Origin of the sequence: Microbispora sp. NPDC088329, assembly GCF_040685655.1 — a bacterium.
Classification (GTDB): Bacteria; Actinomycetota; Actinomycetes; order Streptosporangiales; family Streptosporangiaceae; genus Microbispora.
In genome coordinates this window covers 160,506-186,569 of the sequence record NZ_JBFBIP010000011.1, presented here as the reverse complement: position 1 = coordinate 186,569, position 26,064 = coordinate 160,506, and the positions used below count along the sequence as shown (strand labels likewise).

Genomic DNA, 26,064 nt, shown 5'->3' with positions numbered 1-26,064 from the left:
TACGTCATACGAGTTACGTTTCGCCGAAGACGGCCGGGCCCATTCGGCCGCTCCGGAGAGAGAGCAGCGATGAGACAGCAGCGGTTGTGGGCGGTCTTGACGGTCGCCGGACTGGCCGTCGCAGGCTGCGGAAGTGCGGCACGGACGCAGTCGTCGTCCGGTGGCTCGCAGCAGAAGCTCGTGGTCTGGGACTGGAAGTCCGGCGAGCCGGCCGCCGCCGCCTACATAGAGAAGGCGAAGGCCGACTTCGCCACGCAGCATCCCGGGGTCACCGTCGAGTTCGTGGCCCAGCCGTTCGATCAGTACTACACACTGCTCGGCACGGCGATCCAGTCGGGCAAGGGGCCCGACGTGATGCTCTTCAACGGTGGCGGGCAGATCCGCGACCGGGTCGACGCGCTCCTTCCGCTGGACCAGTACGTGGCCGAGGACAAGAGCCGGTTGGCGGGCTGGGACGCGTTCACCAAGGACGGCAAGATCTACGCCGCGCCGGTGACCCTGCAGGGACACCCCATCTACTACAACAAGACGCTCTACGAGAAGGCCGGTCTCGACCCGGCGAACCCGCCGAAGACGTGGGACGAGCTCGTCGACGGCTGCGCGGCCATCAAGAAGGCGACCGGCGCCAAGTGCTTCGCGCTGGGCAACAAGGAGGGCGCCGGGATCCAGTTCTTCATGTCGGGTCTCGGATCCGGCATCCTGACGCCCCAGGAGTACGACGACTGGATCGCCGGCAAGCGTGACTGGACCTCTCCCCACGTGCGGCGGATCTTCGAGCTGTGGAAGGAGGCCCAGGACAAGGGGCTGAACACCGACGGAGCCAACTCCACCGCGATGTTCAGCGACATCTTCACCGTCTTCGAGACCGGCAAGGCCGCGAACATCATCGGGCTGATGTCGGACATCGGGCACTGGAAGGACTTCGGCGAGTTCCTGCCCGCCGACAAGATCGGCGTCATGCAGGCCCCCGTCGACACCGACGGGGCCACCCCGAGCCTGCCGTACGACGGCGGTATCGGCTACGCGGTCGCGAAGTGGACGAAGGACCCGAAGCTGGCCGCCGATCTGGTGCGATCCTTGACCTCGACCGGCGCGCTGACCGCGTTCTACTCCAAGGCCGGCGCGATCGCGTCCGACACGACGATCGACGTCTCGCAGTCCGGTCCGGCCGTCACCGCGATCGTGCAGGAGATCAAGACCGGCAAGCCCGCCCTGCACGTCGCGTTGTCCTCCAAGACCCTCGACCTGATGGGAAGGCTGTCCCAGCAGCTCCTCAGCGGGTCGACCACGGTGGACAAGGCGGTGGAGCAGCTGGCCGCCTCCGACCGGGCGGGCTGATCGCGTGCCGGTCAAAGATTCGCCGTCGCCGGTCCGCCCGGCCGGCTCCGGGCGGTCCGGCGCGGCGACGGCGAAGCGGCGGGGACGCGGCGGGGAGGCCCGCACGCCCACCCGCGGGGCGCTCGCCGAGCGCCTCGCGCCCTACGTCCTGGTGGCCCCGGCCGTACTGATCATCGTGGTGCTGCGGCTGTGGCCGCTCGTCCTGGGCGTCAACTTCTCCTTCACCGGTGACGGCGAGCTCAACGGGACCCCCGTCGGCCTTGGAAACTACCTGGAGCTGGCCGACGATCCGTTGTTCCGCACCGCGATGCGCAACGTCGGGCTGCTGGTGCTGCTGCTTCCCGTGGCGGTGGCGATTCCGGGCCTGCTCGCGACCTTCATCTATCTGCGCGTGCCGGGTCACCGGGTCTACCGCAGCGTCTACTTCTTCCCGGCCGTGCTCTCACCGGTGATCGTCGGCGCGATCTTCAACCTCATGCTCGGGTTCGACGGCCCGGTGAACGCCGCTCTCGGGGCGATCGGCGCCGGTCCGATCGACTGGCTCGGGGATCCGGGCATCGCCATGTTCACGGTCGTCGGCGTGCACATATGGGCGACGTTCGGGATGGCGCTGGTGGTGTTCCTCGCCGGGTTCAGCACCCTGGACGCCTCGTTGCTGGACGCCGCCCGCGTGGACGGCGCGTCCCTCGGCCGGATCATCTGGCATGTGATCATCCCAAGCCTGACGCGCACCATCCAGTTCGTCTTCGTGACCACGATGATCGGGATGCTGACGTCCATGTTCGGCCTGCTCTTCGTCATGACCAGCGGGGGCCCGGAGGGGTCGACCTACCTGCCGGAGTACTACATCTGGCACGAGCAGGGACAGATGAACCGGCCGGCGCTCGCCTCGGCCGCCTCGACGGTCCTCTTCGTCGTCATGCTCGTGGTGGGGCTCCTGCAGATCGCTCTGCTCCGCCGCTCGGGAAGGCAGGACTGATGCCCGGCATGCGTGTGGCCAGGTGGGCGGCCGCCGTTCCGATGGCCGGTCTCGCGCTGGCGACGATCTATCCTCTCGTGTTCACCGCCAACGTCGCGATGAAGACCCGGCGCGACTACGTCCTCGACCGGTTCTCCCCGGCGGGCTCCCTGCGCTGGGACAACATCGCCGAGGCGTGGGCCGGAGCCGGGATGGCGCGATACTTCGCCAACTCCTTCATCGTCGTGGCCTCCGCCGTGGCCCTGCTGCTTCTGCTGGGGTCGATGGCCGGCTTCGCGCTGGCCCGGCTGCGGTTCCGCGGTTCTTCCATGATCTTCCTGGGCTGTCTCGCGGGGCTGTTCATCCCGTTCCAGGTGATCATGGTGCCGCTCACCGTGGTCATGGCCGACAGCGGCCTCGTCGACACCTACCCGGGACTGATCCTGGCCTACGTCGCGCAGTTCCTCCCGTTCACCGTCTTCCTGATGACGAGCCACTACAAGACCATTCCGGCGGAGATCGTCGACGCGGCCAGGATCGACGGCAACTCGGTGTACGGCGTGTACCGGCGCATCATGCTCCCGCTCGGCGTGCCGGCGCTGGTGTCGGTCGGCATCCTCGACACGCTGTTCTGCTGGAACGACGTGCTCATCTCTCTGCTGATGATGCCGTCGCCCGAGCATCGCACCCTCATGATCGGGGTCAACTCGCTGCGCGGACAGTACTCCGACGACATCCCCACCTTCGCCTCCGGGGTCCTGATCGCCGCGATACCCGTGCTGATGATTTATCTGTTCCTCCAGCGCCAGATCGCCGACGGCGTCACCGCCGGTTCCACGAAGGGCTGACATGCGGATCACGGGGTATCGCACGTTGACGACGGTCCAGGAATGGGGACGTCCCGTCGGTGACGCCAACGGCGTCTTCGCCGACGGAGTCGTCCCGGTGTCGATCGTCCTGGTGGACACCGATGAGGGGATCACCGGCGTCGGTCTCGGCCCGCAGGTGGAGATCGACGCCGTGTTCGCCGCGATCGAGGGCGAGGATCCGCGCGCCGTGACGGCGCTCTATGACCGCATGCTGCGGCAGACCTTCAAGGCGGGCCACGCGGGCGCCGTGTTCGGCACGATCGGCGCGCTCGACACCGCCCTGTGGGACATCAAGGCGCAGGCGGCCGGTGAACCGCTGTGGCGTCTGCTGGGCGGACGTGACCGGCGGGTCCCCGCCTACGCCTCGGGCCTCGACATCGGCCTGACCGACGACGAACTCGTCTCGGCCTATCAGGTCTACGCCCGGTACGGGCTGCGCGCGGCCAAGATCAAGGGCGGCCTCGACATCGAGCACGACCGGCGCCGCCTGACACTGGTACGCGACGTCCTGACCGAGGCCGGGCACGGATCACGGCCGGGCCTCATGCTCGACGTGAACGAGGCCTGGACGCGAAAGCAGGCCGTCCGGCACGTCTGCGAGCTCGAGCGCTCCCTGGATCTCATCTGGATCGAGGAGCCGGTCCGGCGGTGGGACGCCGAGGGCCTGTCCGCCGTCGGCCGTGGCGTCCGCGCCTCCGTCGCCACGGGGGAGAACCTCACCGGGCTCGAACAGTTCCGCCCGCTGCTGGCCGCGGGGGCCGTCGACGTCGTCCAGACGGCCGCGGTCTGGGGGGTGTCCCACTTCCTCCGGGTGTCCGCCCTGGCGCACGCCCACGACCTGCCGGTCAGCCCGATCGGCAACACGCCGGTCGGGCTGCTGCACGCCGCGACGTCGGTGCCGAACCACATGGCCAGCGAGTTGCAGGACCTGCACCCGCCGCTCGGGCTGTCACTCGACCTGTACGTCGAGGACGGCGCGTTCATCCTCGGGGACTCGCCGGGGCTCGGCATCACGATCGACGAGCACGCGATGAAGGGGGTCACCCGCCGGCCGGACGACGGGGCCGCGGCGGGCCCCGGCGTCCGGCCGGAACACGCCGGACGACGGCTGCTTTCCGTGGCCGGCCATGAGCATCTCGCACAGCCGCACCAGCCCGCCCCTCGCACGCGGCCGGACGACGAGGTGACTGGCGCCGTCCGGCGCTGACCGTCCCTGCGCACGCAGTGCCGGAAGAAAGGAAGAACCATGCGTCCGTCACCTGTGCCGCATGAACGACCACACGGTAAAACGACGGCCGCGGCATCCGCCGCCTTACTCGTCACCGCCGGACTGCTCGCCGCGCCGGGCGCCGCCCGGGCGGAAGCGGCCGGGGCCGCCGCCATCGTGGTGGCGCCCGCCGGAACCAAGAACGCCGACGACAACGGCCCGGGCAGCAGGGGCCGGCCGCTGGCCACCCTCGGGGAGGCACAGCGACGAGCCCGCGCCGCGGCGGCGCAGGGGAAGCACGACGTCACGGTCGAACTCCTGGACGGGACCTACCGGCTGACCTCGCCGCTGCGGTTCGACGCCGCCGACTCCGGCCGCAACGGGCACACCGTCACCTGGAAGGCCGCGCGCGGGGCGACGCCCGTGCTGAGCGGCGCCACGCCCGTCACCGGCTGGGAGGTCGACGACGCCGCCACCGGCGTCTACAAGGCCCACGTCGGCGCCGGGTTCGACACCCGCCAGCTCTACGTGGACGGGAAACCCGCGCAGCGCGCACGGATCAGCGTGGCGCGGTCCGACATCACCCTGACCCCCACCGGCTTCACCATCAGGAACCCGGATCTCGCCTATCTCGCCACGCTCCCCGACCAGAAGCGCATCGACTTCCAGGCGATGCTGTCGTTCACCAACCGGTTCGCGCCGGTGGAGAGCATCTCCGGCTCCACCGTCGTCATGCAGCAGCCGGCCTGGGACAACAACACCTACGGGTACGACGCCATCCAGGCTCCGTTCCGTACGCCGAAGTTCTTCCTGCTCAACTCCAGGAGATTCCTGGACGAGCCCGGCGAGTGGTATCTGGACTCCACCGCTGGAACGCTCTACTACAAGCCACTTCCCGGGCAGGACATCTCCACGGCGCGGGTCGAGCTGCCCCGGCTGGAGACGCTGCTCCAGGTCGGCGGCACCTACGACGAGCCGGCCCGCAACCTCCGGTTCGAGGGCCTGACCTTCACCGGCACCACGTGGCTGCACCCGGGCACCTCCGACGGCTACGCGAACCAGCAGACCGGCGCCTTCATCAGCGGCGTCCAGCCCCACCGGCCGCCGGACGCGTTCACCTCGTGTTCCTCCGGCTGCAAGGGATTCGAGGCGGCGCGCAACAACTGGGCGCAGGCGGCCGCGGCGGTGCAGGTGTCGGCCGCGGAGGACATCGCCTTCGTGGACGGCACCTTCGTGAACCTCGGTTCCGTCGGGCTCGGCATCGGCAACGACGCCAACGCGCACGCCACCGGCGTGGGACTCGGCGCGCACAAGGTGTCGGTCGTGGGAAGCACGTTCACCGCGAGCGCCGGAGGCGGCATCGTGGTCGGCGGCATACGCCCGGACGCGCACCACCCGTCCGATCCCCGCATGGTCAACAGCGACATCCTGCTGCGTGACAACCGCGTCTACGCGACCGCGCTCGAGTATCTGGACCAGGACGCGATCTTCGCCAGCTACGTCACCCGGCTGGCCATCGAGCACAACTACGTTTCCGACATGCCGTACACGGGCATCGGCATCGGCTACGGCTGGGGTGCCAACGACCCGGGCGGCAGCCCGGAGTACATCAACCGCGGGCTGTACGACTTCCAGCCGCTCTACGACACGCCGACGACTCTTAGTGACGTCCGCGTGGTGGGCAACCACGTGCGCAAGGTCGTGCAGACCATGTTCGACGCCGGCTGCATCTACACGCTGTCGGCGATACCCCGCGGCACGATCGACGAGAACTACTGCGAGAGCAGCGGACAGCTCGGTCTGTACTTCGACGAGGGTTCCCGGTATGTGAGGGCGAGCCACAACGTGTTCGCCGGCACCGCCGCGCAGTGGGCGCACGCCAACAACCAGAACGGCAACCACACCGGTGACCTCACGCTGATCGGCAACTTCTCCACCAACCCCGCGATCACCGGCCTGGTGAACGGCCAGCGCGGGAACGTCGTCAGGGACAACGTGACCATCAGCGCCGGCAACATTCCCGCCGAGGCCGCCCGGATCGTCTACGAGGCGGGTCCCACCGGGAAGTACCGCGGCGAACCCGACCCGCAGCGCCCGCCGCTCGGCGTCTCTCTGACGGCCGACCCGGCCGGGGTGAGCGCCGGTGGTTCGGCCACCGTCACCGCCACGGTCGCGAACGTGAGTGACGGCCGGGCCGCCGGCCTGGCCGTCTCGATCACCGTCCCCGAGGGCTGGCAGGCCGAACGCGTCGGCAAGCCGGTGAAGCGCGGGCTCGCCGCCGGCGCCTCGGCCACCGAGACGTGGAAGATCACCGCACCCGGCTCGTTCACGACACCGGTCAGCCGCGCGGCGGTCAAGGCGTCGGTGAGCTTCAGCGCCGGCAGGACCGGCTACACGGTGGACAGGTCGCTGACCCTGACCGCGCTCAACCCGCTGACCTCCCTGAAGGCGCACGGCTCGGTGCCGAGCCGGTTCGCGGAGGCCGGATCCGAGTACGCCATCCTCACCGAGGGAACCGACATCTGGCAGGACGCCGCCGGGTCCTTCGACGAGTACGGCGTCGTCTACCGGGACGACGCGGCCGGGAGCACGTCGACCGTGACCGCGCGGGTCACCCAGATGGACAACACCAACGCCTGGGCCAAGGCGGGGGTCGTCCTCCGCAACGACGTCACCGGCACGGGCTCGTCGCCCGGATACGCCGTCATGGTGGTCACGCCGGGCAACGGGGTCGCCTTCCAGTGGGACTCCGACGGCAACGGCTACCTCGACTCGTTCAGCGGGGTCTCGGGGATCAGGGCGCCCGCCTGGGTCCGCCTCGTCCGCTCCGGCGACCAGGTGAGCGGCTACTACTCCACGAACGGCACCGCCTGGACCAAGGTCGGCCCGACCGCGACCCTGCCCGGCATCGCCGACAGGCAGGACGCGGGACTGATCGCCACGTCCCACGCCGCGGGCGTGACGGGTCAGTTCGGCTTCGCCGACTTCAGCGTGAGCTGATCCGGGCCCTGCCCGGGCTGTGTGTCCGGCTCATCCGAGCCCGGACATGACCGGGGCCGGCCGCGGTGGCGGCCGGCCCTTGGTCGTCGGCCGTGCCCCGAGGTGTCCCGCCTCCGGGGCACGGCGTCCGGGTGCGGTTCGGCTCCCGGCCGGGAGCGGGTCAGCGGTAGCCGGCGGCCACGATCTCGGCCTGGACGGCGTTCTCGGTGGCGTCGGAGGGGTAGCCGGCGACCATGGCGCCTTCGTAGAAGGTGCCGGCGCTGAGGTTGGCGCCGCCGTCGGGCTTGCAGCAGTCGCCGCCGCTGCCGAGGATGATCGCGCCCTGCTTCTTCATCGGGCTGTAGCCGCCGGGCAGCGCACCGTCGTAGAGGGTGTACAGGGTGCCGGACTGGGCGTTGCTGCCCTTCATGGCGAAGCGGGAGGTGCCGTTGTTCTTCAGCGTGGCGGTGACGAACTTGCTCGTGAAGGCGCGCTGGTTGGGGTTCCAGGATTGGCTGCCGCCGGGGTACAGGCCCCATTCGAGGTCGGCCTGCACCCAGGGGCCGCTTCCGGAGCAGCCGCCGAACCAGCACTGCTTGCTGAAGTTGATGGCGTCCATGGCTCCGGCGGCGTCGGCCTTGCGGGTGGTCTCGCTGTTGCCGTAGTCGAAGCAGCAGCCGCTGTTGACGTGGGTGCCGCTGGTGACCATGTACATGCCCTCGGGGGCGCTGCCGGTGGGGACGCCGGTCAGGTGGCCGTCTCGCCAGTAGCTGTTGCCGGGGTTGATGTAGAGGGAGTAGGCCTTGTTGCCTCCGACGGTGAGGGACTCGGTGGTCGCGACCGCGGGCTTGCTCTGGGGGGATCCGGGAACCACGCTGGACCCCTGGTACCACAGGTCGTTGCCCCGCCCGGACTGGTCGTACACGACGGTGATGACACACGTGGTGCCGGTGCAGAAGGAGTCCTGGGCCGCGGCGTCGGCGACGCCGCCCGCGGTCAGGACGGCGATGTTGCGGGTGGTGTTGTCCGAGGAGCGCCTGACCTGGTACAGGTTGCCGCTGTACGAACCGTAGAGGGCCCGCGTGGTGCTGTGCGCGGCCACGCACGGCGTGCCGCCCGACGCGTAGATGTCACACGGGCGCGCGCCGGGCGGCGGCGGGGTCGGCGACGAGGGCGGCGTCGGGCTGGGCTCGGCTCCGGTGGTCCACTTCTGGTTGGTGCCGCCGTGGCAGGTCCAGATGTGGACCTTGGATCCGTTGGCGGTGCCGTTGTTGGACACGTCGAGGCACTTGTTCGCGCCGACGGCGGTGATGGTGCCGTCGGAGTTGAGGCGCCACTTCTGGTTGTTCTGGCCGTTGCAGTCCCAGATGATCACGCTGGTGCCGTCGGCCGTGCCGCCGCCGTACACGTCCAGGCACTTGTTGCCGTAGACGCGCAGCTCACCGGAGCTGGTGGTGGTCCACTGCTGGTTGTTCTGACCGTTGCAGTCCCAGATCTGCACCTGGGCGCCGTTGGCCTGCGAGGCGCCGCTCACGTCGAGGCACCGCCCCGACCCGACGCCGACCAGTGGCGTGGTCGCCGCCGAGGCAGGCGCCGACCATGTCAGGGCGGCGGCCAGGAGGGTCGCCAGTACGGCTACGAAAGATGCGGCGACGGCCGCCGGTGAGCGCCGTCCACGCGTCGTACGGCGTGGTAAGGGAACGGATGAAGGCTGCAATGTCGTACTCCTTCGGGGGTGGGGCGTGGCGGAGACGGCCGCGCCCGGACAGCCGCGGGGCGTCGCAGGAGACGGCTGGAGGCGGCGCGCGCCGACCAGACCGGTGCCGGGGATCTCCCGGTCGTGAACGGCGCGAGAGGCCCGGGGTGGCCGGTCGCCACGGACGACGCGAATCGATTCGCCACCATGCGAACCCCGCTGGGGAGGGGAGACGGCGGTGTACAGCGAAGCACACACGACGCGCGGACCGCCTGTCAAGGCTCCGCCCGGCCGACCGCCGCACGAAAACCCCTCACCGGGCTCTCGAGATGGGCTCTTATGGCGGGCTCTCGTCGGCGGCGCCCGCCCGCACGCCGAGCCGGCCCGATGCTCGCGGGGCCGGTTTCGCGTGTTCCACGCTATCGAACCGGTTCGGTTGGCCGACGGCCGGCCGGGATCACCGGGACGAGGAGAAGAGGCGCTGCTGGATCTCTCTGCGGTAGTCGTCGAGAGTGTTGTCGATGTGCGTGGCGGCGGCCTGGGCGGCCGCTTCGGGGTCGCCGGCGCGGATGGCCTGGGAGATGGCGTCGTGCTCCTCGACGGCCTTGGCGGCGTGCCCGCCCACCGAGCCCCGAAGCCCGATGAGACTCGACTGGGCCTGCAGGCGCCGGGCCTCCTGCACCGCGATCTGCAGGAACATGTTGTGGGAGGCGGTGGCGATGGCGGTGTGGAAGGTGTCGTCGCCCTCGTTGAACAGGTCCTCGCGTCCGGTCTCGAAGCCGTGCCGGCACATTCCGGCCGCCTCCTCGATGGCCCGCAGCTCGGCAGGGGTGGCGCGGCGGGCGGCCAGCCGGCTGGTCTCCATCTCCTGCGTCCGGCGGAACTCGAACAGCATGTAGACGTGGTCCAGGTCGGTCGGGAGGAAGAAGGTCGCCCGGCGCCCGGTGCCGAGCATCCCCTCGTCGTCGGCCACGTACAGGCCGCGCCCCTTCTGGGCGCGCACCCGTCCGAGCGCGGAGAGTATCTTCACCGCCTCGCGTACGACGGTGCGGCTGGTGCCCAGCTCCCGGGCCAGGTCGTTCTCGGTCGGCATGCGGTCCCCCGGACGCAGGCCCAGCCGGACGATCAACTCGAGCACCTGTTCCGCGGCCACCTCGTAGCCCGGCCGGTATCCGCTCTCACGGGGGGTGTCGGTCACCGTGCTCCCTCCTCGCCGTTCCCTGCAGAGTATGACTGATCGGAGTTGTCTCCCCGCGGGGCACGTACGTCCGATCAGTACGACACATATGAACGATTCATTGGGGATGGTTGGCACCGGCGAATACGCCGGCGGACGTAACCACAGGTGAACGAGGAGAAAAGGATAACTGTGGCCCGGGCGCCGATGTGCGCACGGTGAAATAAGTGGGCTTAAGGTCTTGACGGGCATCAGCGCTCCGATCGTAATTGGTAGCGAGATCCCGGTGGGAGAGCTCGTTCCGGAATCTCCGCGGCTGGATCACATGGGCGGGGTGCGGAGGCGCTGCGCGGCCCTCCGCACCCCGGCCGGCCACGTCGACGTCCACAGCCTTCGCTTCACCAGGCGTTCCCTCGTGGCGCCGCCGGTGAGGCGGCCGGCCGCCGTCGTACCCCTCACCGTTCGGCGACGGCCTCCACCTCGGGAGGGAGTGACCTGCCTGAGGAGGGCGTGACCTGACCACCCCCCTACCCCCCAAAGGAACCACCGTGCAGTCACCTTCGCTCGTCACGGCGCGGAGACCGGTCCTGGCCGGAATCGTCGCCGCGACGCTGGCCGCGGCGTCCGCCCTCGTCGCCTCGGCCGCTCCGGCCCTCGCGGCCACCACCACCCTTTACGCGTCCCCCTCCGGAACCGGCACCGCCTGCACCTCCGCCGAGCCCTGCTCGCTGCCGGCGGCGCAGACGGCGGTGCGGTCGCAGAACAGCGCCATGTCCGGTGACATCGTCGTCGAGCTCGCCGACGGCGTGTACCGGCAGACCTCCCCGTTGAGGTTCACCGCCGCCGACTCCGGCACGAACGGCTACAGCGTCAAGTGGCAGGCCGCGCAGGGCGCCCGCCCGGTGATCAGCGGAGCCCGGGCGGTCACCGGGTGGTCCTTGGCCGACTCCGGGAAGAACATCTGGCGCGCCGACGTCGGCACGGGGATCGACACCCGGCAGCTGTACGTCAACGGCGCCCTCGCCACGCGCGCCCGCACCCAGGTGAACCGGAACGACTTCACCGCGACCACCACCGGGATGAGGTTCAGCAGCAGCGCGCTGAGCTACCTGAACAATCTCGCCAACCAGAACCGGGTCGAGATGGAGAGCGTGGGCTCGTTCACCGACCGGTACGTGACGGTGCAGAGCATCAGCGGCAACTTCATCACGATGCAGCAGCCCGGCTGGAACAACAACACCTTCGGGTACGACACCTTCAGCCAGCCGCACCGGGCGGGCGCGCTGTACCTGGAGAACGCGTATGAGTTCCTGGACTCCCCGGGTGAGTGGTACATCAACCCCGGAACCGGCGTCCTGTACTACATCCCGGCGTCGGGGCAGAACATCAACAACGTCGCCGTCGAGCTGCCGGTGCTGCAGTCGCTGGTCGACGTCGGGGGCACCTACGACTCGCCCGCGCACCACATCACCTTCAGCGGCATCACGTTCACCGGCACGACGTGGCTCGGCCCCAGCAGCAACCAGGGCTTCGTGGACCAGCAGACCGGCGCCTACATCGCGGGCAACTACAACTGGCCCGGCGACCGGCTGACCTCCTGCCAGGAGGGCTGCCAGGCGTTCGAGTCCACGCGGCCGAACTGGTACCAGATGCCCGCCGCGGTCCAGGTCTCCGCCGCGAACAACATCACCTTCACCGACTCGCAGTTCGTCAACCTGGGCCAGACGGCCATCGGCATCGGCAACGACGCGAACGCGCACGCCAGCGGTGTGGGCCTGGGCGCGAGTGACATCACGGTCACCCGGTCCGAGATCGCCCGCAACTCGGCCGGCGGGGTCGTGGCCGGCGGGGTGCGCGCCGACGCGCACCACCCGAGCGACCAGCGGATGGTCAACCGGAACATCACGGTCAGCAACAACCGGATCCACGACCTCGGCCTGGACTACCGGGGCGTCGTCTCGGTCCTGACCACCTACGTCACCACCTCGAACGTCTCGCACAACGAGGTCTACAACCTGCCGTACACCGGCATGTCGATCGGCTACGGGTGGGGCGCCAACGAGCCCGGCGGCAGCAACAACTACGCCAACCGCGGGCTGTACAACTACCAGCCGCGGTACACGACGGCCACCACCGCGTCGGGCAACAAGCTCGTCGGCAACTACGTGCACGACGTCATGCAGCAGATGACCGACGGCGGGTGCATCTACACGCTGTCGTGGAACCCGAACGCGGTGATCAGCGACAACTACTGCCTGCGGACCAACGGCTGGTTCGGGCTCTACTTCGATGAGGGCTCCAAGTACTTCACCGCAAGGAACAACGTCTTCTCGAACACCGGCACCTGGGCCACCGCCAACTACTGGGGCGGTGAGAACATGGGCAACTTCACGGTCACCGGCAACTGGTCGACCAACGGCAGCACCAACATCACCAACGGCGACCGGGGCAACGTCGTCAACAACAACGTCACGGTCGGCAACGGCAACTGGCCGTCCGGCGCCCAGGCGGTGATGGCGTCCGCGGGTCCCCAGAACGGCACGTCACCCTCGCCGTCGCCCTCGCCCACGGGTGGCACGGGGAGCACGAGCGCGCTGAAGGGCGTGGGGTCGGGGCGGTGCCTGGACGTGAGCGGCGCCTCCCAGGCCAACGGCGCCCAGGCGCAGATCTGGGACTGCAACGGCCAGGCCAACCAGCAATGGACGTCCACCGGTTCCGGTGAGCTGCGCGTCTACGGCAACAAGTGCCTGGACGTGAACGGCGCCGGCACGGCGGACGGCACCGGCGTGATCATCTGGGACTGCAACGGCCAGAACAACCAGAAGTGGCGCCTCAACTCCGACGGCAGCATCACCGCCGTGGGGGCGAACAAGTGCCTGGACGTGTCCAACAACGGCACCGCCAACGGGTCCAAAGTGCACATCTGGACCTGCCATGGCGGCACCAACCAGAAATGGACCCGCGCCTGACACTGTCCGAGACGCGCCCTCGCCGCCATCGGCGAGGGCGGCACCCTCCCTGACCGCATCGATTCGACCGCATCGATTCGACGAGCCGGCTTCTCCGCGCGACGGCGGCCGGCCACCGGAACCTCCCTCAAGACCGGCCGCCGACACGGCGGCCGGGACGAGGGAACCAGAGGCGGCACCCCTCTGGGCACGACGCACTTTCGGCAACAGCGCGGCGGCGCGCGCCTTGCCCTGACTGATCTCCATATGTCAGGAAGGAAACGTTTATGTCCCGACGTTCGTGGCTCACATTGGCGGCCACGATGGCGCTGATCGCTCCCGGAGCCCTCACGCTCACCGCCTCCGCGGCGAACGCGCTGACCATTCCCGCGTCCGACTACCAGCAGGTGTCGCTCGCCTCGGGCGGCTCGGAGCTGGGTGAGGCGATGTCGCTGGCGGTGTTGCCGAACAGGTCGGTGCTGCACACCGCCCGTGACGGCACGCTGCGGATCACCGACGTCAACGGCACCACGAAGGTGGCCGCCAAGCTGAACGTCTACACCCACGACGAGGAGGGGTTGCAGGGGGTCGCGGTCGACCCGAACTTCGCGACCAACCGCTACGTCTGGCTCTACTACTCGCCGCGGCTGAGCACGCCGAACGGTGACGCGCCCAGCAACGGCACGCAGGCGCAGTTCGACCAGTGGAAGGGGCATCTGAACCTGTCCCGCTTCACGCTCAAGTCCGACGACACGCTGGACCTGAGCAGTGAGAAGGTCGTGCTGGAGGTGCCCAACGACCGGGGCATGTGCTGCCACGTGGGCGGTGACATCGACTTCGACGCCGCCGGGAACCTCTACCTGACCACGGGCGACGACAGCAACCCGTTCGAGTCGGCGGGGTATTCGCCGCTGGACGAGCGCACGGACCGCAATCCGCAGTACGACGTGCAGCGCACCGCGGCCAACACCAACGACCTGCGGGGCAAGGTGCTGCGGATCAAGCCGCAGCCGGACGGGTCGTACACGATCCCGAGCGGGAACCTGTTCGCGCCGGGCACGGCCAAGACGCGGCCGGAGATCTACGCGATGGGGTTGCGCAACCCGTTCCGGATGAGCGTCGACAAGGCCACCGGGGTGGTCTACCTGGGCGACTACGGACCGGACGCGGGGTCGACCAACTCCAACCGCGGGCCGCAAGGGCAGGTGGAGTTCAACCGCATCACCAGCGCCGGGAACTTCGGGTGGCCGTACTGCACCGGGTCCAACAGCACGAACGAGACCTACAACGAGTGGAACTTCGCCACCAACAGCACCGGCCCCAAGTACAACTGCGCGGGCGGGCCGACCAACAACTCCTTCCGCAACACCGGGCTCACCACGCTCCCGGCGGCCAAGCCGGCCTGGATCCGGTACGGAGGGGACGCCGGTTCGCCGCCGGAGTTCGGCGGCGGGTCCGAATCGCCGATGGGCGGCCCGGTCTACCGGTACGACCCGAACCTGAACTCGTCGGTCAAGTTCCCCCAGGCGCTGGACGGGCGGTTCTTCGCCGGGGAGTACGGCCGCAAGTGGATCAAGGCGATCGAGGTCCGCTCCGACGGCGGGTACGGCGAGATCAGCGCGTTCCCCTGGTCGGGCACGCAGGTGATGGACATGGCCTTCGGCCCGGACGGGGCGCTGTACGTCCTGGACTACGGCACCGGAAGCAACAACCAGGCGCTGTACCGGATCGAGTACATCGGCAAGGCCAACCGCAACCCGATCGCCAAGGCCGCCGCCGACAAGACCTCGGGACCCGCGCCGCTGACCGTGAGCTTCTCCTCCGCGGGCAGCTCCGACCCCGAGGGCGGCTCGCTGACGTACTCGTGGAACTTCGGCGACGGCACCACCTCCACGGCGGCCAACCCGAGCAAGACCTACACCGCCAACGGCACCTACACCGCGACGCTGACCGTCCGTGACCCGCAGGGGCTGACCGGCACGGCGAGCGTGACCGTGAACGTGGGCAACACCGCGCCGTCGGTCACGCTCACCTCGCCGGTGGAGGGGCAGTTGTTCTCCTTCGGCGACACGGTGCCCTTCCAGGTCACCGTGTCCGATCCCGAGGACGGGACGATCGACTGCTCGGCGGTGACGGTCACCTACTTCCTCGGGCACGACAGCCACGCCCACCAGATCACCTCCAAGTCCGGGTGCTCCGGGTCGATCGCGGTGCCGGTCGACGGTGAGCACGACTCGGCGGCCAACATCTACGGGGTGCTGCAGGCGTCCTACACCGACAAGGGCGACCTGACCACCACCGTCGTTCGCACGCTGCAGCCGCGGCACCGCCAGGCCGAGCACTTCGGCGCCCAGCAGGGCGTGCAGACGGCCGACCACACCACCGCCGAGGGCGGCAAGACCGTCGGCTACACCGACGACGGCGACTGGATCTCCTTCACTCCCTACAACGTCTCCAACGCCACGCGCATCACCGCGCGGGTGTCGTCCGGTGGCGTCGGCGGCCGGCTGGAGGTGCGGGCGGGCTCCGCGACCGGCACTCTGCTGGGCACGGTGAACGTGTCGCCCACCGGCGGCTGGGAGACCTTCGCCGACGTTTCGGCGAACCTCAGCGGCGCGCCGGCCGGGACGACCACGCTGTATCTGGTGTTCCGCGGGGCGACCGGGCAGGGATACCTGTTCGACCTGGACGCCTTCACCCTCGACACCGGCACCTCCACCTCGCCCTCCCCGCCGGTGTCACCGTCGGCCTCGCCCACTCCGCCCGCGGGGAGCACGACCGCGATCAAGGGTGTGCCGTCGGGCCGGTGCCTGGACGTCAACGGCGCCTCCCAGACCAACGGCGCGACGGTGCTGATCTGGGACTGCAACGGCCAGAACAACCAGAAGTGGACCTCCACCAGCGCCAGTGAGCTGCGGGTCTACGGCAACAAGTGCCTAGACGTGAACGGCGGCGGCACGGCGGACGGCACCAGCGTGATCATCTGGGACTGCAACGGCCAGAACAACCAGAAGTGGCGCTTCAACTCCGACGGCACGATCACCGCGGTCGGGGCCAACAAGTGCCTGGACGTGGCGAGCAGCGGCACGGCCAACGGCACCAAGGTGCAGATCTGGTCGTGCACCGGCGGCAACAACCAGAAGTGGACCCGCGTCTGACGCCGTCCCGCGGACCACTCCTCACCACCCGACCGACCACCTGATGCGACGCCCGGCACGGCCCCGCCCTCGACGACGAGACGGGGACCGCGCCGGGCGCCGCGACGAAAGGACATCCATGCTGCGACATCTGACCTCCGCCGCCCCCGGGCGCGGCGTGGGGAGCGACCGGAAGACATCGGTGCTGCGACGCCTGTCCGCGACCGCGGTGGCGTTCACCACCGCCGCCGCCGCGATGGTGGTTCCCGCCACGCACGCCCAGGCCGCCGCCTTCAAGGTGCTGGTGTTCTCCAAGACGGCCGCGTTCCGGCACGACTCCATCCCCGCCGGCATCCAGGCCATCCGCGAACTGGGCGCCGCCAACGACTTCACCGTGGACACCACGGAGGACGCGAACGCGTTCACATCGGGCAACCTCGCGCAGTACAAGGCCGTGGTGTTCCTCAGCACCACCGGCGACGTGCTGAACGCCTCCCAGCAGACCGCCTTCCAGTCGTACGTGGACGGCGGAGGCGGTTACGTGGGCGTGCACTCGGCGTCCGACACCGAGTACGACTGGCCCTACTACGGCCAGCTGATGGGCGCCTGGTTCAACAACCACCCGGCGATCCAGCAGGCCACCCTCAAGCAGGAGGACCGCGCGCACGGCGCCACCGCCCACCTCGGGCAGACCTGGACGCGCACCGACGAGTGGTACAACTACCGCACCAACCCGCGCGCCAACGTGCACGTGCTGCAGAGCCTGAACGAGAGCAGCTACAGCGGCGGGAACATGGGCGACCACCCGATCACCTGGTGCCACCCGCAGGCGTCCGGCCGGTCGTTCTACACCGGTCTCGGACACACCCAGGAGTCGTACTCCGATTCCAACTTCCGCACCCTGCTGCTCGGCGGCATCCGTTACGCGGCCAAGGCCACGAACGCCGACTGCCGTCCCGAGACCGGTTACACGACTCTCTACAACGGGTCGACCAACGGCTGGACGCAGGCCGGGCCCGGCTCGTTCACCAACAGCGACGCCACGCTGACCTCCCAGGGCGGCATGGGCATGCTGTGGTACAACGCCAAGGAGTTCGGCTCCTACTCCCTCAAGCTCGACTGGAGGATGACCGGCGACTCCAACTCCGGCGTGATCGTCGGGTTCCCGGCCACCAGCGACCCCCAGACGGCCCTCGACACGGGGTACGAGGTCCAGATCGACGCCACCGACACCGCGGACAAGACGACCGGGGCGATCTACGGCGTCAAGTCGGCCGACCTCGCCGCACGTGACGCGGCGCTGAACCCACCGGGTCAGTGGAACACCTACGAACTGCTCGTCGAGGGCGAGCGGCTGCAGGTGTTCCTCAACGGTTCCAAGATCAACGACTTCACCAACACGGACCCGGCGCGATCCCTGCAGCAGGGATACATCGGCATCCAGAACCACGGGTCCGGCAACGTGGTGGCCTACCGGAACATCCGCATCAAGGAACTGAGCGGCCCTTCGTCCTCTCCGTCGCCCTCGCCGCCGGTGTCGCCGTCGGCGTCGCCGACCCCGCCCACGACGAGCACGACCGCGCTGCGGGGCGTGGCGTCGGGCCGGTGCCTGGACGTCAACGGCGCCTCCCAGACCAACGGCGCGACGGTGCTGATCTGGGACTGCAACGGCCAGAACAACCAGAAGTGGACCTCCACCAGCGCCAGTGAGCTGCGGGTCTACGGCAACAAGTGCCTCGACGTCAACGGCGGAGGCACGGCCAACGGCACCGCGGTGATCATCTGGGACTGCAACGGCCAGAACAACCAGAAGTGGCGCTTCAACTCCGACGGCAGCATCACCGCCGTCGGGGCGAACAAGTGCCTGGATGTCAGCGGCACCGCCAACGGCACAAAGGCGCAGATCTATACGTGTAACGGCCAGAACAACCAGAAGTGGACCCGGGTGTGAGATCACCCGCTCATCCCGAGAGAGCACACGAGGCTCCGTCCGGCACCCTGTGACCGACGGTGTGACATGACGATGTGAATGACGGTGCGACATGACGCCCGGCGCCGCCCCGATGGGCGCGGCGCCGGGCGTCACCTCGTCGATCCCCGGTCAGCCGATCCCCGGGTCAGCGCGGGCGTGCGGGTCCGGTCGTTGCGCGCAGGGAGATGGGCGGGGCGAGGAGAAGCCGGTGGTGAGGGGTGGCGGGATCCGCGATCCGCCGGATGAGCAGTTCGACGGCGTGAGCGCCGAGCTCGTCGGCCGGGACGTCGGCGGCGGTGAGCGGCGGATGCAGGTTCTCGGCCCAGTGCCGGCCCGCGACGCCGGCGATGGAGAAGTCACCCGGCACGGCCAGGCCCGCCCGTTCGAGCGCGCGGTACATGCCGGGGATGGCGGCCTCGTTGGTGGTGGCGATGGCGGTGAGATCGGGGTGCTCGGCGAGAAGCCGCCCGACGCAGGACACTCCGGCACGGGCGTCGTCGGCGCAGCACGTCTGAACGCCTTCCACACCGCGCTCCGCCGCGGCACGGCTGAAACCGGCCTGAGCACGGTGGGCGGGGCCGTACCCGGCGGCCATGAGTTCGGCGGAGCGGTTGACCAGCGCGATGCGGCGGTGGCCGAGGTCGGCCAGGTGATGCACACATTGCGCGATCAGCGTCTCGTAGTCGATGTCCACCCAGGACATCTCGTCGGGACGGCTGGTGCGGCCGATGCCGACGAACGGCAGTCCGGTCTGCGCAAGGCGGGTGACCCGGTCGTCCTCCAGCCGGATCTCCATCAGGATCACGCCGTCGACGCGCCTGCCGCCGACCACCCGTTCGAACGAGCGATCGTGCTCGCCGCCCGAGGGTGACAGCAGGACGTCGAGGTCGGCGCGCGCGGCCGCGTCGACGACGCTGGCGACGAAGCCGAGCTGCATGTCGGTGAGACGCCGGCTGGCCGGGGGGATGACCAGCCCGATCGTGCGGGTCCTGCCCTCCTTGAGCGCCCTGGCGGTGGCGTTGGGCTGGTAGCCCAGCTCGTCGATGACCGCCTGGATGCGCCGGCGGGTCTCCTCCGACACCGGACGTTTGCCGCTCAGAGCGTAGGAGACGGTGCTGCGCGACACGCCCGATCGCCTGGCGATCTCCCCGATGTTCATCCCCGCTCCTCAGCCTGCCGTCCCCACCCCGCACCATCGTAGGTCGAATCGATAGAGGCGACGAACCGGCGGCGTTCGCGCCGGATCCGTCGATGCAGGCGATTCGCGGGTCTCTCCCCGAACCGAACCGAACCGATTCGATTCGATTCGATTCGATTCGATTCAGGAGGACGCCAGGGTCAGGCGCGGGTCCATTGCTGGTTGGTGCCGCCGTGGCAGGTCCAGATGTGCACTTTGGACCCGTTGGCGGTGCCGTTGTTGGACACGTCCAGGCACTTGTTCGCCCCCACGGCGGTGATGCTGCCGTCGGAGTTGAAGCGCCACTTCTGGTTGTTCTGGCCGTTGCAGTCCCAGATGATCACGCCGGTGCCGTCCGCCGTGCCGGCGCCGTTCACGTCCAGGCACTTGTTGCCGTAGACGCGCAGCTCACCGGAACCGGTGGACGTCCATTGCTGGTTGGCCTGGCCGTTACAGTCCCAGATCTGCACCTGGGCGCCGTTGGCCTGGGAGGCGCCGCTGACGTCCAGGCACCGGCCCGACCCCACGCCCTTCAGCGCGCTCGTGCTCCCCGCGCCGCCCGTGGGCGAGGGAGTCGGCGAAGGGCCGGGCGTGCCGGGGGGCAGCAGGGTGATGGTGAAGGTCTCGTCGACATTGGTGTGCGGCAGGTTCACCGTCGTGCCGTTGTTCGACAACGTCACCACCGTGTTCTGCACCGTCACCGGGCCGGCGACCGCGCCCCCGCCGTTGTAGGGGATGCGCTCGGCCACCACCCGGACCTGGTTGTTCTGCACGATGCCGCTGGTGGCGTCGAGCCGCTGCAGGCCGACCGCCACGTTGCCGGTCGTGCGGCCCCCGCCGACCAGCACCTTCGCCTCACCGTTCGCCTTGGTGGCGAAGGCGTCGTAGTTCGAGCTGGGGGTCACCGAGGCGATCTGCCCGGTCTGCGAGCCGTAGAAGCGGTAGACCCACCATTCACCCTTCGGCGAGTACTGGCCCGCGGAGTTGTGGGTGAGGAGGTTGCCCAGGTCGTTGTGCAGGTTGCCACCGCTGGCCCAGTTGGCCCGCAGCCCGTCGGCTCCTGCCCGCTCCAGCCGGGCGATGTACCAGGCGCCGTCGGCAGGGTTCTGCTCGTTGGACGCCCCGTACTCGTTGATCTGGTACGGCCGCGGGTGCGCGATGCCGCGCGAGTCGAGGGTGGTGTTCGCCGTGGCGACGTTGGCCACCGGGTCGCCGGGCAGTGAGTGCCAGCTGACGATGTCGGGCACGACGTTGTTGGCCTTGACGTAGTCGAGATACTGCGTCCACCAGCCGCCCGTGGACGGCACGCCCGCGAGGCTCGGGCCGACGATGAGGTGAGAGGGGAACGCTGCCCGGATGCGCTGGTAGGCGCGCTTCCACATCTCGAAGTACTGCGACTGCGGGCGGTTCCAGAACAGGGTGATGTTGGGCTCGTTCCACAGGTCCCACTGGACCTGCGCGCCGGTGGCCCGCACGTCGTCGATCAGGCGGGTGAGGAAGGCGTCGTAGTCGGTCCAGTTGCCGTTGTCGCCGGGGAAACGCGTGATCGGATAGCCGTCTGCGCCCCACAGGTCGTGCACCAGCAGGACGAACTCCCCGCCGAGCGACCGGGTGCGCAGCAACTGCGCACGGGTGGCGTTCCACCGGCGGTCGTACTTGCCCGACACCCAGCCGCCCGGGCCGTCCAACTGCGCGCCGCCGGCTCGCATGTACCGGAACTTCACGTCCGTGAAGAAATGGTCCGGGGGGTTGGCGGCGTTCTCCGTCATGCCGTAGATCCAGCCGGAGGCCCGGTAGGACGGAGGGCCGCCGGCGGCGGAGAAGTTCACCGTTATCGACTCGTCGGCGGCCTGGGCCGGCGCTGCCGTCGTGAAGACGGATCCGGCGACGAGCGCACCGAGGGCGAACAATGTGGCGATCCTGCGGCGGCCCGGGGGGCGCCTTCTGTCTTTCGCGTCCACTCATGACTCCTTGGACAGAGGGGGATGGGGAGATGTGCCGGTGCGGCGGCGGTCGTCTCCCGGAAAAGCCGCCCGGACGCCTTCCCCGAGCATCCGAGACGGCGCGGCATCGCGGCACGACCGCGGAGCCGCCATGGTGGTTTCGCGCCCCACACGCCTGGTTCCGGATGCCTTACGCGTGTGCGCCGGTCACTTCGGCGGAGACGGCTGGCCTGCCATACTGGAGGTGGGTGTTATCGAATCGATTCGCCCGAAGCCTAGGTCTCGTCGGCGAGGGATGTCAACGACACGTGTCCCCGGGTGTGAATCACGTGTGGCACCGAGCGGATTCGCGGCCGTCAGGCGTGGACGGCGCCCTTCGTCGTGGCCCCGTCACCCCGGTGTGAAGCTGAAAGTTTCATACTCATCGTCCCCGTGTCCGCTGGAAGATTCGTGCCAATCGACATCCGGCTGAAAGCGGGAAACGGCGTCAGTGACGCAGTGGGGCCTCGTCCTGAAATGCGCCTATACAACAGGAGGCGGCGAGGCGCTCGTGCAGGTGTGCCGGAAAGGCACGTTCTGAATCCCTGGATAAGCATGCTTGACAGGCATAGTGAGCCAACCTATTTTCATCTCGAATCGTGATCACCTCGCCTGCCAGGTCTGGCGCCCGCACCGCACCACGCGTCGTCCACCGGGGAGGAACTCGTGCCGGTCGCGTCGGGTGGAGGCCGGTCAAGCGGCCGTGGCGTCGTCCTCGCCGGCGGCCGGATCGATCCACCGCACGGTGGGCGCGGCACGACTCCCACCCCCGCAAGGAGATCCCGTGCAGGACTGCTCACCCCGGACGGCGCGAAGACGGGTCCCGGCCGCCCGCCTCGCTGAGAGGCCGCCTGCCACCGCCGTCGTGCCGAGGGAGAGCCTGAAACCCGACCGGCCGTCTCCTGCCTGAGCCGAGTCGGCTCACGCCTTCGCACGTTTCACCTCCAACCGTCACCGGTAACCCCCCAGGAGATCCTCAATGCGAAGACCACGATTACTCCCCGCACTGGCCGCGGCCCTGCTGGGACTGCTGCTGTCCGCGGTGCCACTGGTGGCGCAGGCGGCGGCGCCACAGTTCAGGGTGCTGCTGTTCAGCAAGACCGCGAGCGGCGCCTACCGGCACGACTCCATCTCCGCCGGCATCGCGATGTTCCAGCAGCTGGCGACGGACAACAACTTCCAGCTCGACGCGAGCGAGAACTCCTCCGTCTTCACCACGTCGAACCTCAACAACTACGACGCGGTGATCATGCTCCAGACGTCGGGCATGGTGTGGGACAACGACGCGCAGCGTCAGGCCATGCAGGCCTACGTGCGCAGCGGCCGCGGCGTGGTGGCGATCCACAACGCCGTCGACATGAACATCGAGTCGCAGTTCCCCTGGTGGGACCAGACCGTGCTGGCCGGCGCGCACATGACGCAGCACTCGTCGATCGTGCAGGGCACCGCCAAGGTCGCCGACAAGGTCCACCCCTCGACCAAGGGCCTGCCGGACCGGTGGACCCGCACGGAGGAGTGGTACAACTTCGACAAGAACATGCGCGGCTCGGTGCACGTGCTGGTGACCGCGGACGAGACCACCTATGACGCGGGCCCGAACAAGATGGGCGCCGACCACCCGATCTCCTGGTGTCACAACCCGGAGGGCGGCCGGGTGTGGGCCACCGCCATGGGCCACAACGCGTCCTCCTACTCGGAGCCGCTGTTCAAGCAGCACCTGCTCGGCGCGGTGAAGTGGGCGGCGGGCGCGGAGCCCGGCGACTGCGGCGGCACGATCTCGGCCCGCTTCCAGAAGGTGACCCTCGACGGCGCGCCGGACCAGCCGATGGAGCTGGACGTGGCGGCCGACGGCCGGGTCTTCTACATCTCGCGCTCGGGCAAGGTGAACATGATCCCCGCAGGCGGCGGGAGCACGCGGGTCATCGGCACTCTGTCGGTGTACGACGGCGGTGAGGACGGCGGCATCGGGCTGGCGCTCGACCCGAACTTCGCCACCAACGGCTGGATCTACCTCAACTACTCGCCGTCCAACGGCGGAGAGGTGAACAGGGTCTCCCGGTTCACCTTCAACGGCACCAGTCTCGACATGAGCAGCGAGAAGAAGCTCATCGAGGTTCCGGCGTTCCGCAACGTCGACGAGCCGGGCCACACCGGCGGCTACATCACGTTCGGCCCCGGCGGCAACCTCTACATCGCCCCCGGTGACGACACCAACCCCAACGCCTCCAGCGGCTACGCCCCGATCGACGAGCGGCCGGGCCGGGAGCACTACGACGCCCAGCGGTCCGCGGCCAACACCAACGACCTGCGCGGCAAGATCCTGCGCATCCACCCCGAGCCCGACGGCACCTACACGATCCCGTCCGGCAACATGTTCGCGCCGGGCACGGCCAAGACGCGGCCCGAGATCTACGCGATGGGCTTCCGCAACGCGTTCCGCTTCTCGGTCGACAAGGTCACCGGCTGGATCTCGGTGGGCGACTACGGCCCGGACGCGGGCAGCGCCAACTCCAACCGCGGCCCCGAGGGCACGGTCGAGTGGAACCTGATCAAGCAGCCCGGCTTCTACGGGTGGCCGTACTGCACCGGCAACAACACCCCGTTCAACGACTTCAACTTCGCCACCAACACCTCGGGGGCGAAGTTCAACTGCTCGGCGCCGGTCAACGACTCGCCCAACAACACCGGCCTGACCAACCTGCCCGCGGCCAAGCCCGCGACCGTGTGGTACAACTACCACGCCTCGGCCGAGTTCCCCGAGATCAACTGCTGCGGCGGCGCGGCCCCCATGGGCGGCCCGTTCTACCGCTACGACGCGGCCAGCGCCTCCGACCGCAAGTTCCCCGAGTACTTCGACGGCGCGACGTTCCTGTACGAATGGAGCCGCAACTTCGTCAAGGAGATGCGTCTCGACTCCTCCGGCAACCTCCTGAAGATCAGTCCGTTCGTGGCGAACATCGCCCCGCACGCGCCGATCGACATGAAGTTCGGCCCCGACGGCGCGCTCTACATGGCCGACTGGGGCAACGGCTTCGGCCACGCGAACACCGACGACAGCATCTACCGGATCGACTACGTCGTCGGAAACCGCGCTCCCATCGCCAAGGCGAGCGCCAGCCCCGACTCGGGCGCCGCGCCGCTGACGGTGGCGTTCTCCTCGGCCGGCTCGTCCGACCCCGACGGCGACGCGATCACCTACAGCTGGGACTTCGGTGACGGCGGAACCTCCACCAGCGCCAACCCGTCCCACACCTACAACACCAACGGCACCTACACCGCCAGGCTGACCGTACGGGACGCGAGCGGGAAGACGGGCAGCATCACGCTGACCATCGCCGTCGGCAACACCCGTCCCAAGGTCGTCTTCTCGGCTCCGCCGGACGGCGGGTTCATCAGCTTCGGCGACCGGGTGTCCTACACGGTCAACGTCACCGACCCCGAGGACGGCACCGTCGACTGCTCCAAGGTCAACGTGTTCACCGCACTCGGCCACGACCAGCACGCCCATGACACCGGCCAGTTCACCGGGTGCTCCGGGACGGTCACGACGACCGCCTCGGGTCACGACGAGGCGGCCAACGTCTACTACGTCCTGGGCGCGTCCTACACCGACAAGGGCGGCCTGAAGGGCGACGCCGGAATCACCCTGCAGCCCAAGCACAAGCAGGCCGAGCACTTCAACGGCTCCAACGGCATCCGGGTCGTCGACGAGGCCGGTGCCGAGGGCGGCAGGCGCGTCGGCGACATCTCCAACAACGACTGGATCTCCTACACGCCGGTCAACCTGTCGGGGATCGACACGGTGTCCTTCCGCGTGTCGGCGCCGTCCAGCACCGGGGCGTCCATCGAACTGCACGCCGGCTCGCCCACCGGGGCGCTCGTCGCCTCCAGTTCGGTGCCGGCGACCGGGGGATGGAACACCTACGTGTCCCTCCCCGCGGTGCGGGTCACCAACCCCGGTGGCACCGGCGACCTCTACGTGGTGTTCAAGGCGCCGACGGCGAACGCGTTCGACTTCGACTCGCTGACGTTCAACGGCAAGGGTGTCGCGCAGGACGGGGGCTCGTCCTCGCCCTCTCCGTCGCCCTCCGTCTCGCCGCCCACTTCTCCGTCCGCGTCGCCGACTCCGCCCGCGGAGAGCACGACCGCGCTGCGGGGCGTGGCGTCGGGCCGATGCCTGGACGTCAACGGCGCGTCGCAGACCAACGGCGCGACGGTGCTGATCTGGGACTGCAACGGCCAGAACAACCAGAAGTGGACCTCCACCAGCGCCGGTGAGCTGCGGGTCTACGGCAACAAGTGCCTGGACGTGAACGGTGCCGGCACCGCCGACGGCACCGCGGTGATCATCTGGGACTGCAACGGCCAGAACAACCAGAAGTGGCGCTTCAACTCCGACGGCAGCATCACCGCCGTCGGCGCGAACAAGTGCCTCGACGTGGCGAGCAACGGCACCGCCAACGGCACCAAGGTGCAGATCTGGTCCTGCACCGGCGGCAACAACCAGAAGTGGACCCGCGTCTGAGGCCACCCGTTCATGCCGGGGGAGCGGCAGGAGCTCCGGAGGTCCGCTCTCCCCGGCACCACCCTGTGTGACATAACGCCCGGCGCCGCCCCGATCGCG

General features: G+C 69.1%; 13 protein-coding genes. 9 read left to right on the top strand and 4 right to left on the bottom strand.

Going from position 1 to position 26,064, the window contains the following annotated elements; genetic code table 11:
- The first annotated feature begins 69 nt into the window (after positions 1-69).
- Genes AB0O28_RS21910 through AB0O28_RS21890 form a run of 5 tightly spaced genes read left to right on the top strand, consistent with a single transcriptional unit; the run spans position 70 to position 7,372 of the window.
- Positions 70-1,338: an extracellular solute-binding protein gene (locus AB0O28_RS21910; protein ID WP_363642882.1), complete on the top strand. Its 1,269-nt coding sequence runs from the start codon at positions 70-72 to the stop codon at positions 1,336-1,338.
- 4 nt (positions 1,339-1,342) lie between these two features.
- The gene (locus tag AB0O28_RS21905) at positions 1,343-2,317 is read left to right on the top strand and encodes a sugar ABC transporter permease (protein WP_363642880.1); all 975 of its coding nucleotides are present in this window, start codon (positions 1,343-1,345) and stop codon (positions 2,315-2,317) included.
- On the top strand, positions 2,317-3,144 hold the full coding sequence (locus tag AB0O28_RS21900; protein ID WP_363642878.1) for a carbohydrate ABC transporter permease: 828 nt from the start codon (positions 2,317-2,319) through the stop codon (positions 3,142-3,144). Before AB0O28_RS21905 ends, AB0O28_RS21900 begins: the two co-directional genes overlap by 1 nt.
- 1 nt (position 3,145) lies before the next feature.
- Positions 3,146-4,372: a mandelate racemase/muconate lactonizing enzyme family protein gene (locus AB0O28_RS21895; protein ID WP_363642876.1), complete on the top strand. Its 1,227-nt coding sequence runs from the start codon at positions 3,146-3,148 to the stop codon at positions 4,370-4,372.
- Positions 4,373-4,411: 39 nt separating this feature from the next.
- The gene (locus tag AB0O28_RS21890; RefSeq protein WP_363642874.1) at positions 4,412-7,372 is read left to right on the top strand and encodes an NEW3 domain-containing protein; all 2,961 of its coding nucleotides are present in this window, start codon (positions 4,412-4,414) and stop codon (positions 7,370-7,372) included.
- Between the two features lie 160 nt (positions 7,373-7,532).
- On the opposite strand, the gene AB0O28_RS21885 is transcribed toward AB0O28_RS21890, so the two are convergent.
- Complete coding sequence (locus AB0O28_RS21885) at positions 7,533-9,305, bottom strand: lectin (protein ID WP_363642872.1); 1,773 nt, start codon at positions 9,303-9,305, stop codon at positions 7,533-7,535.
- 199 nt (positions 9,306-9,504) lie between these two features.
- A complete protein-coding gene (locus AB0O28_RS21880; RefSeq protein WP_363642870.1) occupies positions 9,505-10,245 on the bottom strand; it encodes a FadR/GntR family transcriptional regulator in 741 nt (246 codons plus the stop codon).
- 527 nt (positions 10,246-10,772) lie between these two features.
- Between AB0O28_RS21880 and AB0O28_RS21875 the strand changes: the two genes are divergently transcribed.
- The 3 genes from AB0O28_RS21875 (at position 10,773) to AB0O28_RS21865 (ending at position 18,260) form a co-directional block, all read left to right on the top strand.
- Positions 10,773-13,193 carry an RICIN domain-containing protein gene (locus tag AB0O28_RS21875; RefSeq protein WP_363642868.1) on the top strand — a complete coding sequence of 807 codons (2,421 nt, stop codon included), beginning with the start codon at positions 10,773-10,775 and terminating at the stop codon, positions 13,191-13,193.
- A gap of 266 nt (positions 13,194-13,459) precedes the next feature.
- Positions 13,460-16,330, top strand: a complete 2,871-nt coding sequence (locus AB0O28_RS21870; protein ID WP_363642866.1) for a lectin — start codon at positions 13,460-13,462, stop codon at positions 16,328-16,330.
- A 118-nt stretch (positions 16,331-16,448) separates the two neighbouring features.
- Positions 16,449-18,260 (top strand): ThuA domain-containing protein, encoded by a 1,812-nt coding sequence (locus tag AB0O28_RS21865; protein ID WP_363642864.1) that lies wholly within the window; start codon positions 16,449-16,451, stop codon positions 18,258-18,260.
- 166 nt (positions 18,261-18,426) lie between these two features.
- Here AB0O28_RS21865 and AB0O28_RS21860 read toward each other — a convergent pair whose 3' ends face one another.
- A complete protein-coding gene (locus AB0O28_RS21860; RefSeq protein WP_363642862.1) occupies positions 18,427-19,440 on the bottom strand; it encodes a LacI family DNA-binding transcriptional regulator in 1,014 nt (337 codons plus the stop codon).
- Positions 19,441-19,619: 179 nt separating this feature from the next.
- A complete protein-coding gene (locus AB0O28_RS21855; RefSeq protein WP_363642860.1) occupies positions 19,620-21,419 on the bottom strand; it encodes a ricin-type beta-trefoil lectin domain protein in 1,800 nt (599 codons plus the stop codon).
- Positions 21,420-22,419: 1,000 nt separating this feature from the next.
- Here AB0O28_RS21855 and AB0O28_RS21850 point away from each other — a divergent pair.
- Entirely contained in the window at positions 22,420-25,965 is a 3,546-nt protein-coding gene (locus AB0O28_RS21850; RefSeq protein WP_363642858.1) for a lectin, read from the top strand.
- The last annotated feature ends 99 nt before the right edge of the window (positions 25,966-26,064 follow it).

Excerpts from the sequence above, each read along its gene's own strand:
- AB0O28_RS21870 (WP_363642866.1), top strand. The coding sequence starts at position 13,460 with ATGTCCCGACGTTCGTGGCTCACATTGGCGGCCACGATGGCGCTGATC.
- AB0O28_RS21850 (WP_363642858.1), top strand. The coding sequence starts at position 22,420 with ATGCGAAGACCACGATTACTCCCCGCACTGGCCGCGGCCCTGCTGGGA.
- AB0O28_RS21910 (WP_363642882.1), top strand. The coding sequence starts at position 70 with ATGAGACAGCAGCGGTTGTGGGCGGTCTTGACGGTCGCCGGACTGGCC.
- AB0O28_RS21865 (WP_363642864.1), top strand. The coding sequence starts at position 16,449 with ATGCTGCGACATCTGACCTCCGCCGCCCCCGGGCGCGGCGTGGGGAGC.
- AB0O28_RS21895 (WP_363642876.1), top strand. The coding sequence starts at position 3,146 with ATGCGGATCACGGGGTATCGCACGTTGACGACGGTCCAGGAATGGGGA.
- AB0O28_RS21860 (WP_363642862.1), bottom strand. The coding sequence starts at position 19,440 with ATGAACATCGGGGAGATCGCCAGGCGATCGGGCGTGTCGCGCAGCACC.
- AB0O28_RS21900 (WP_363642878.1), top strand. The coding sequence starts at position 2,317 with ATGCCCGGCATGCGTGTGGCCAGGTGGGCGGCCGCCGTTCCGATGGCC.
- AB0O28_RS21890 (WP_363642874.1), top strand. The coding sequence starts at position 4,412 with ATGCGTCCGTCACCTGTGCCGCATGAACGACCACACGGTAAAACGACG.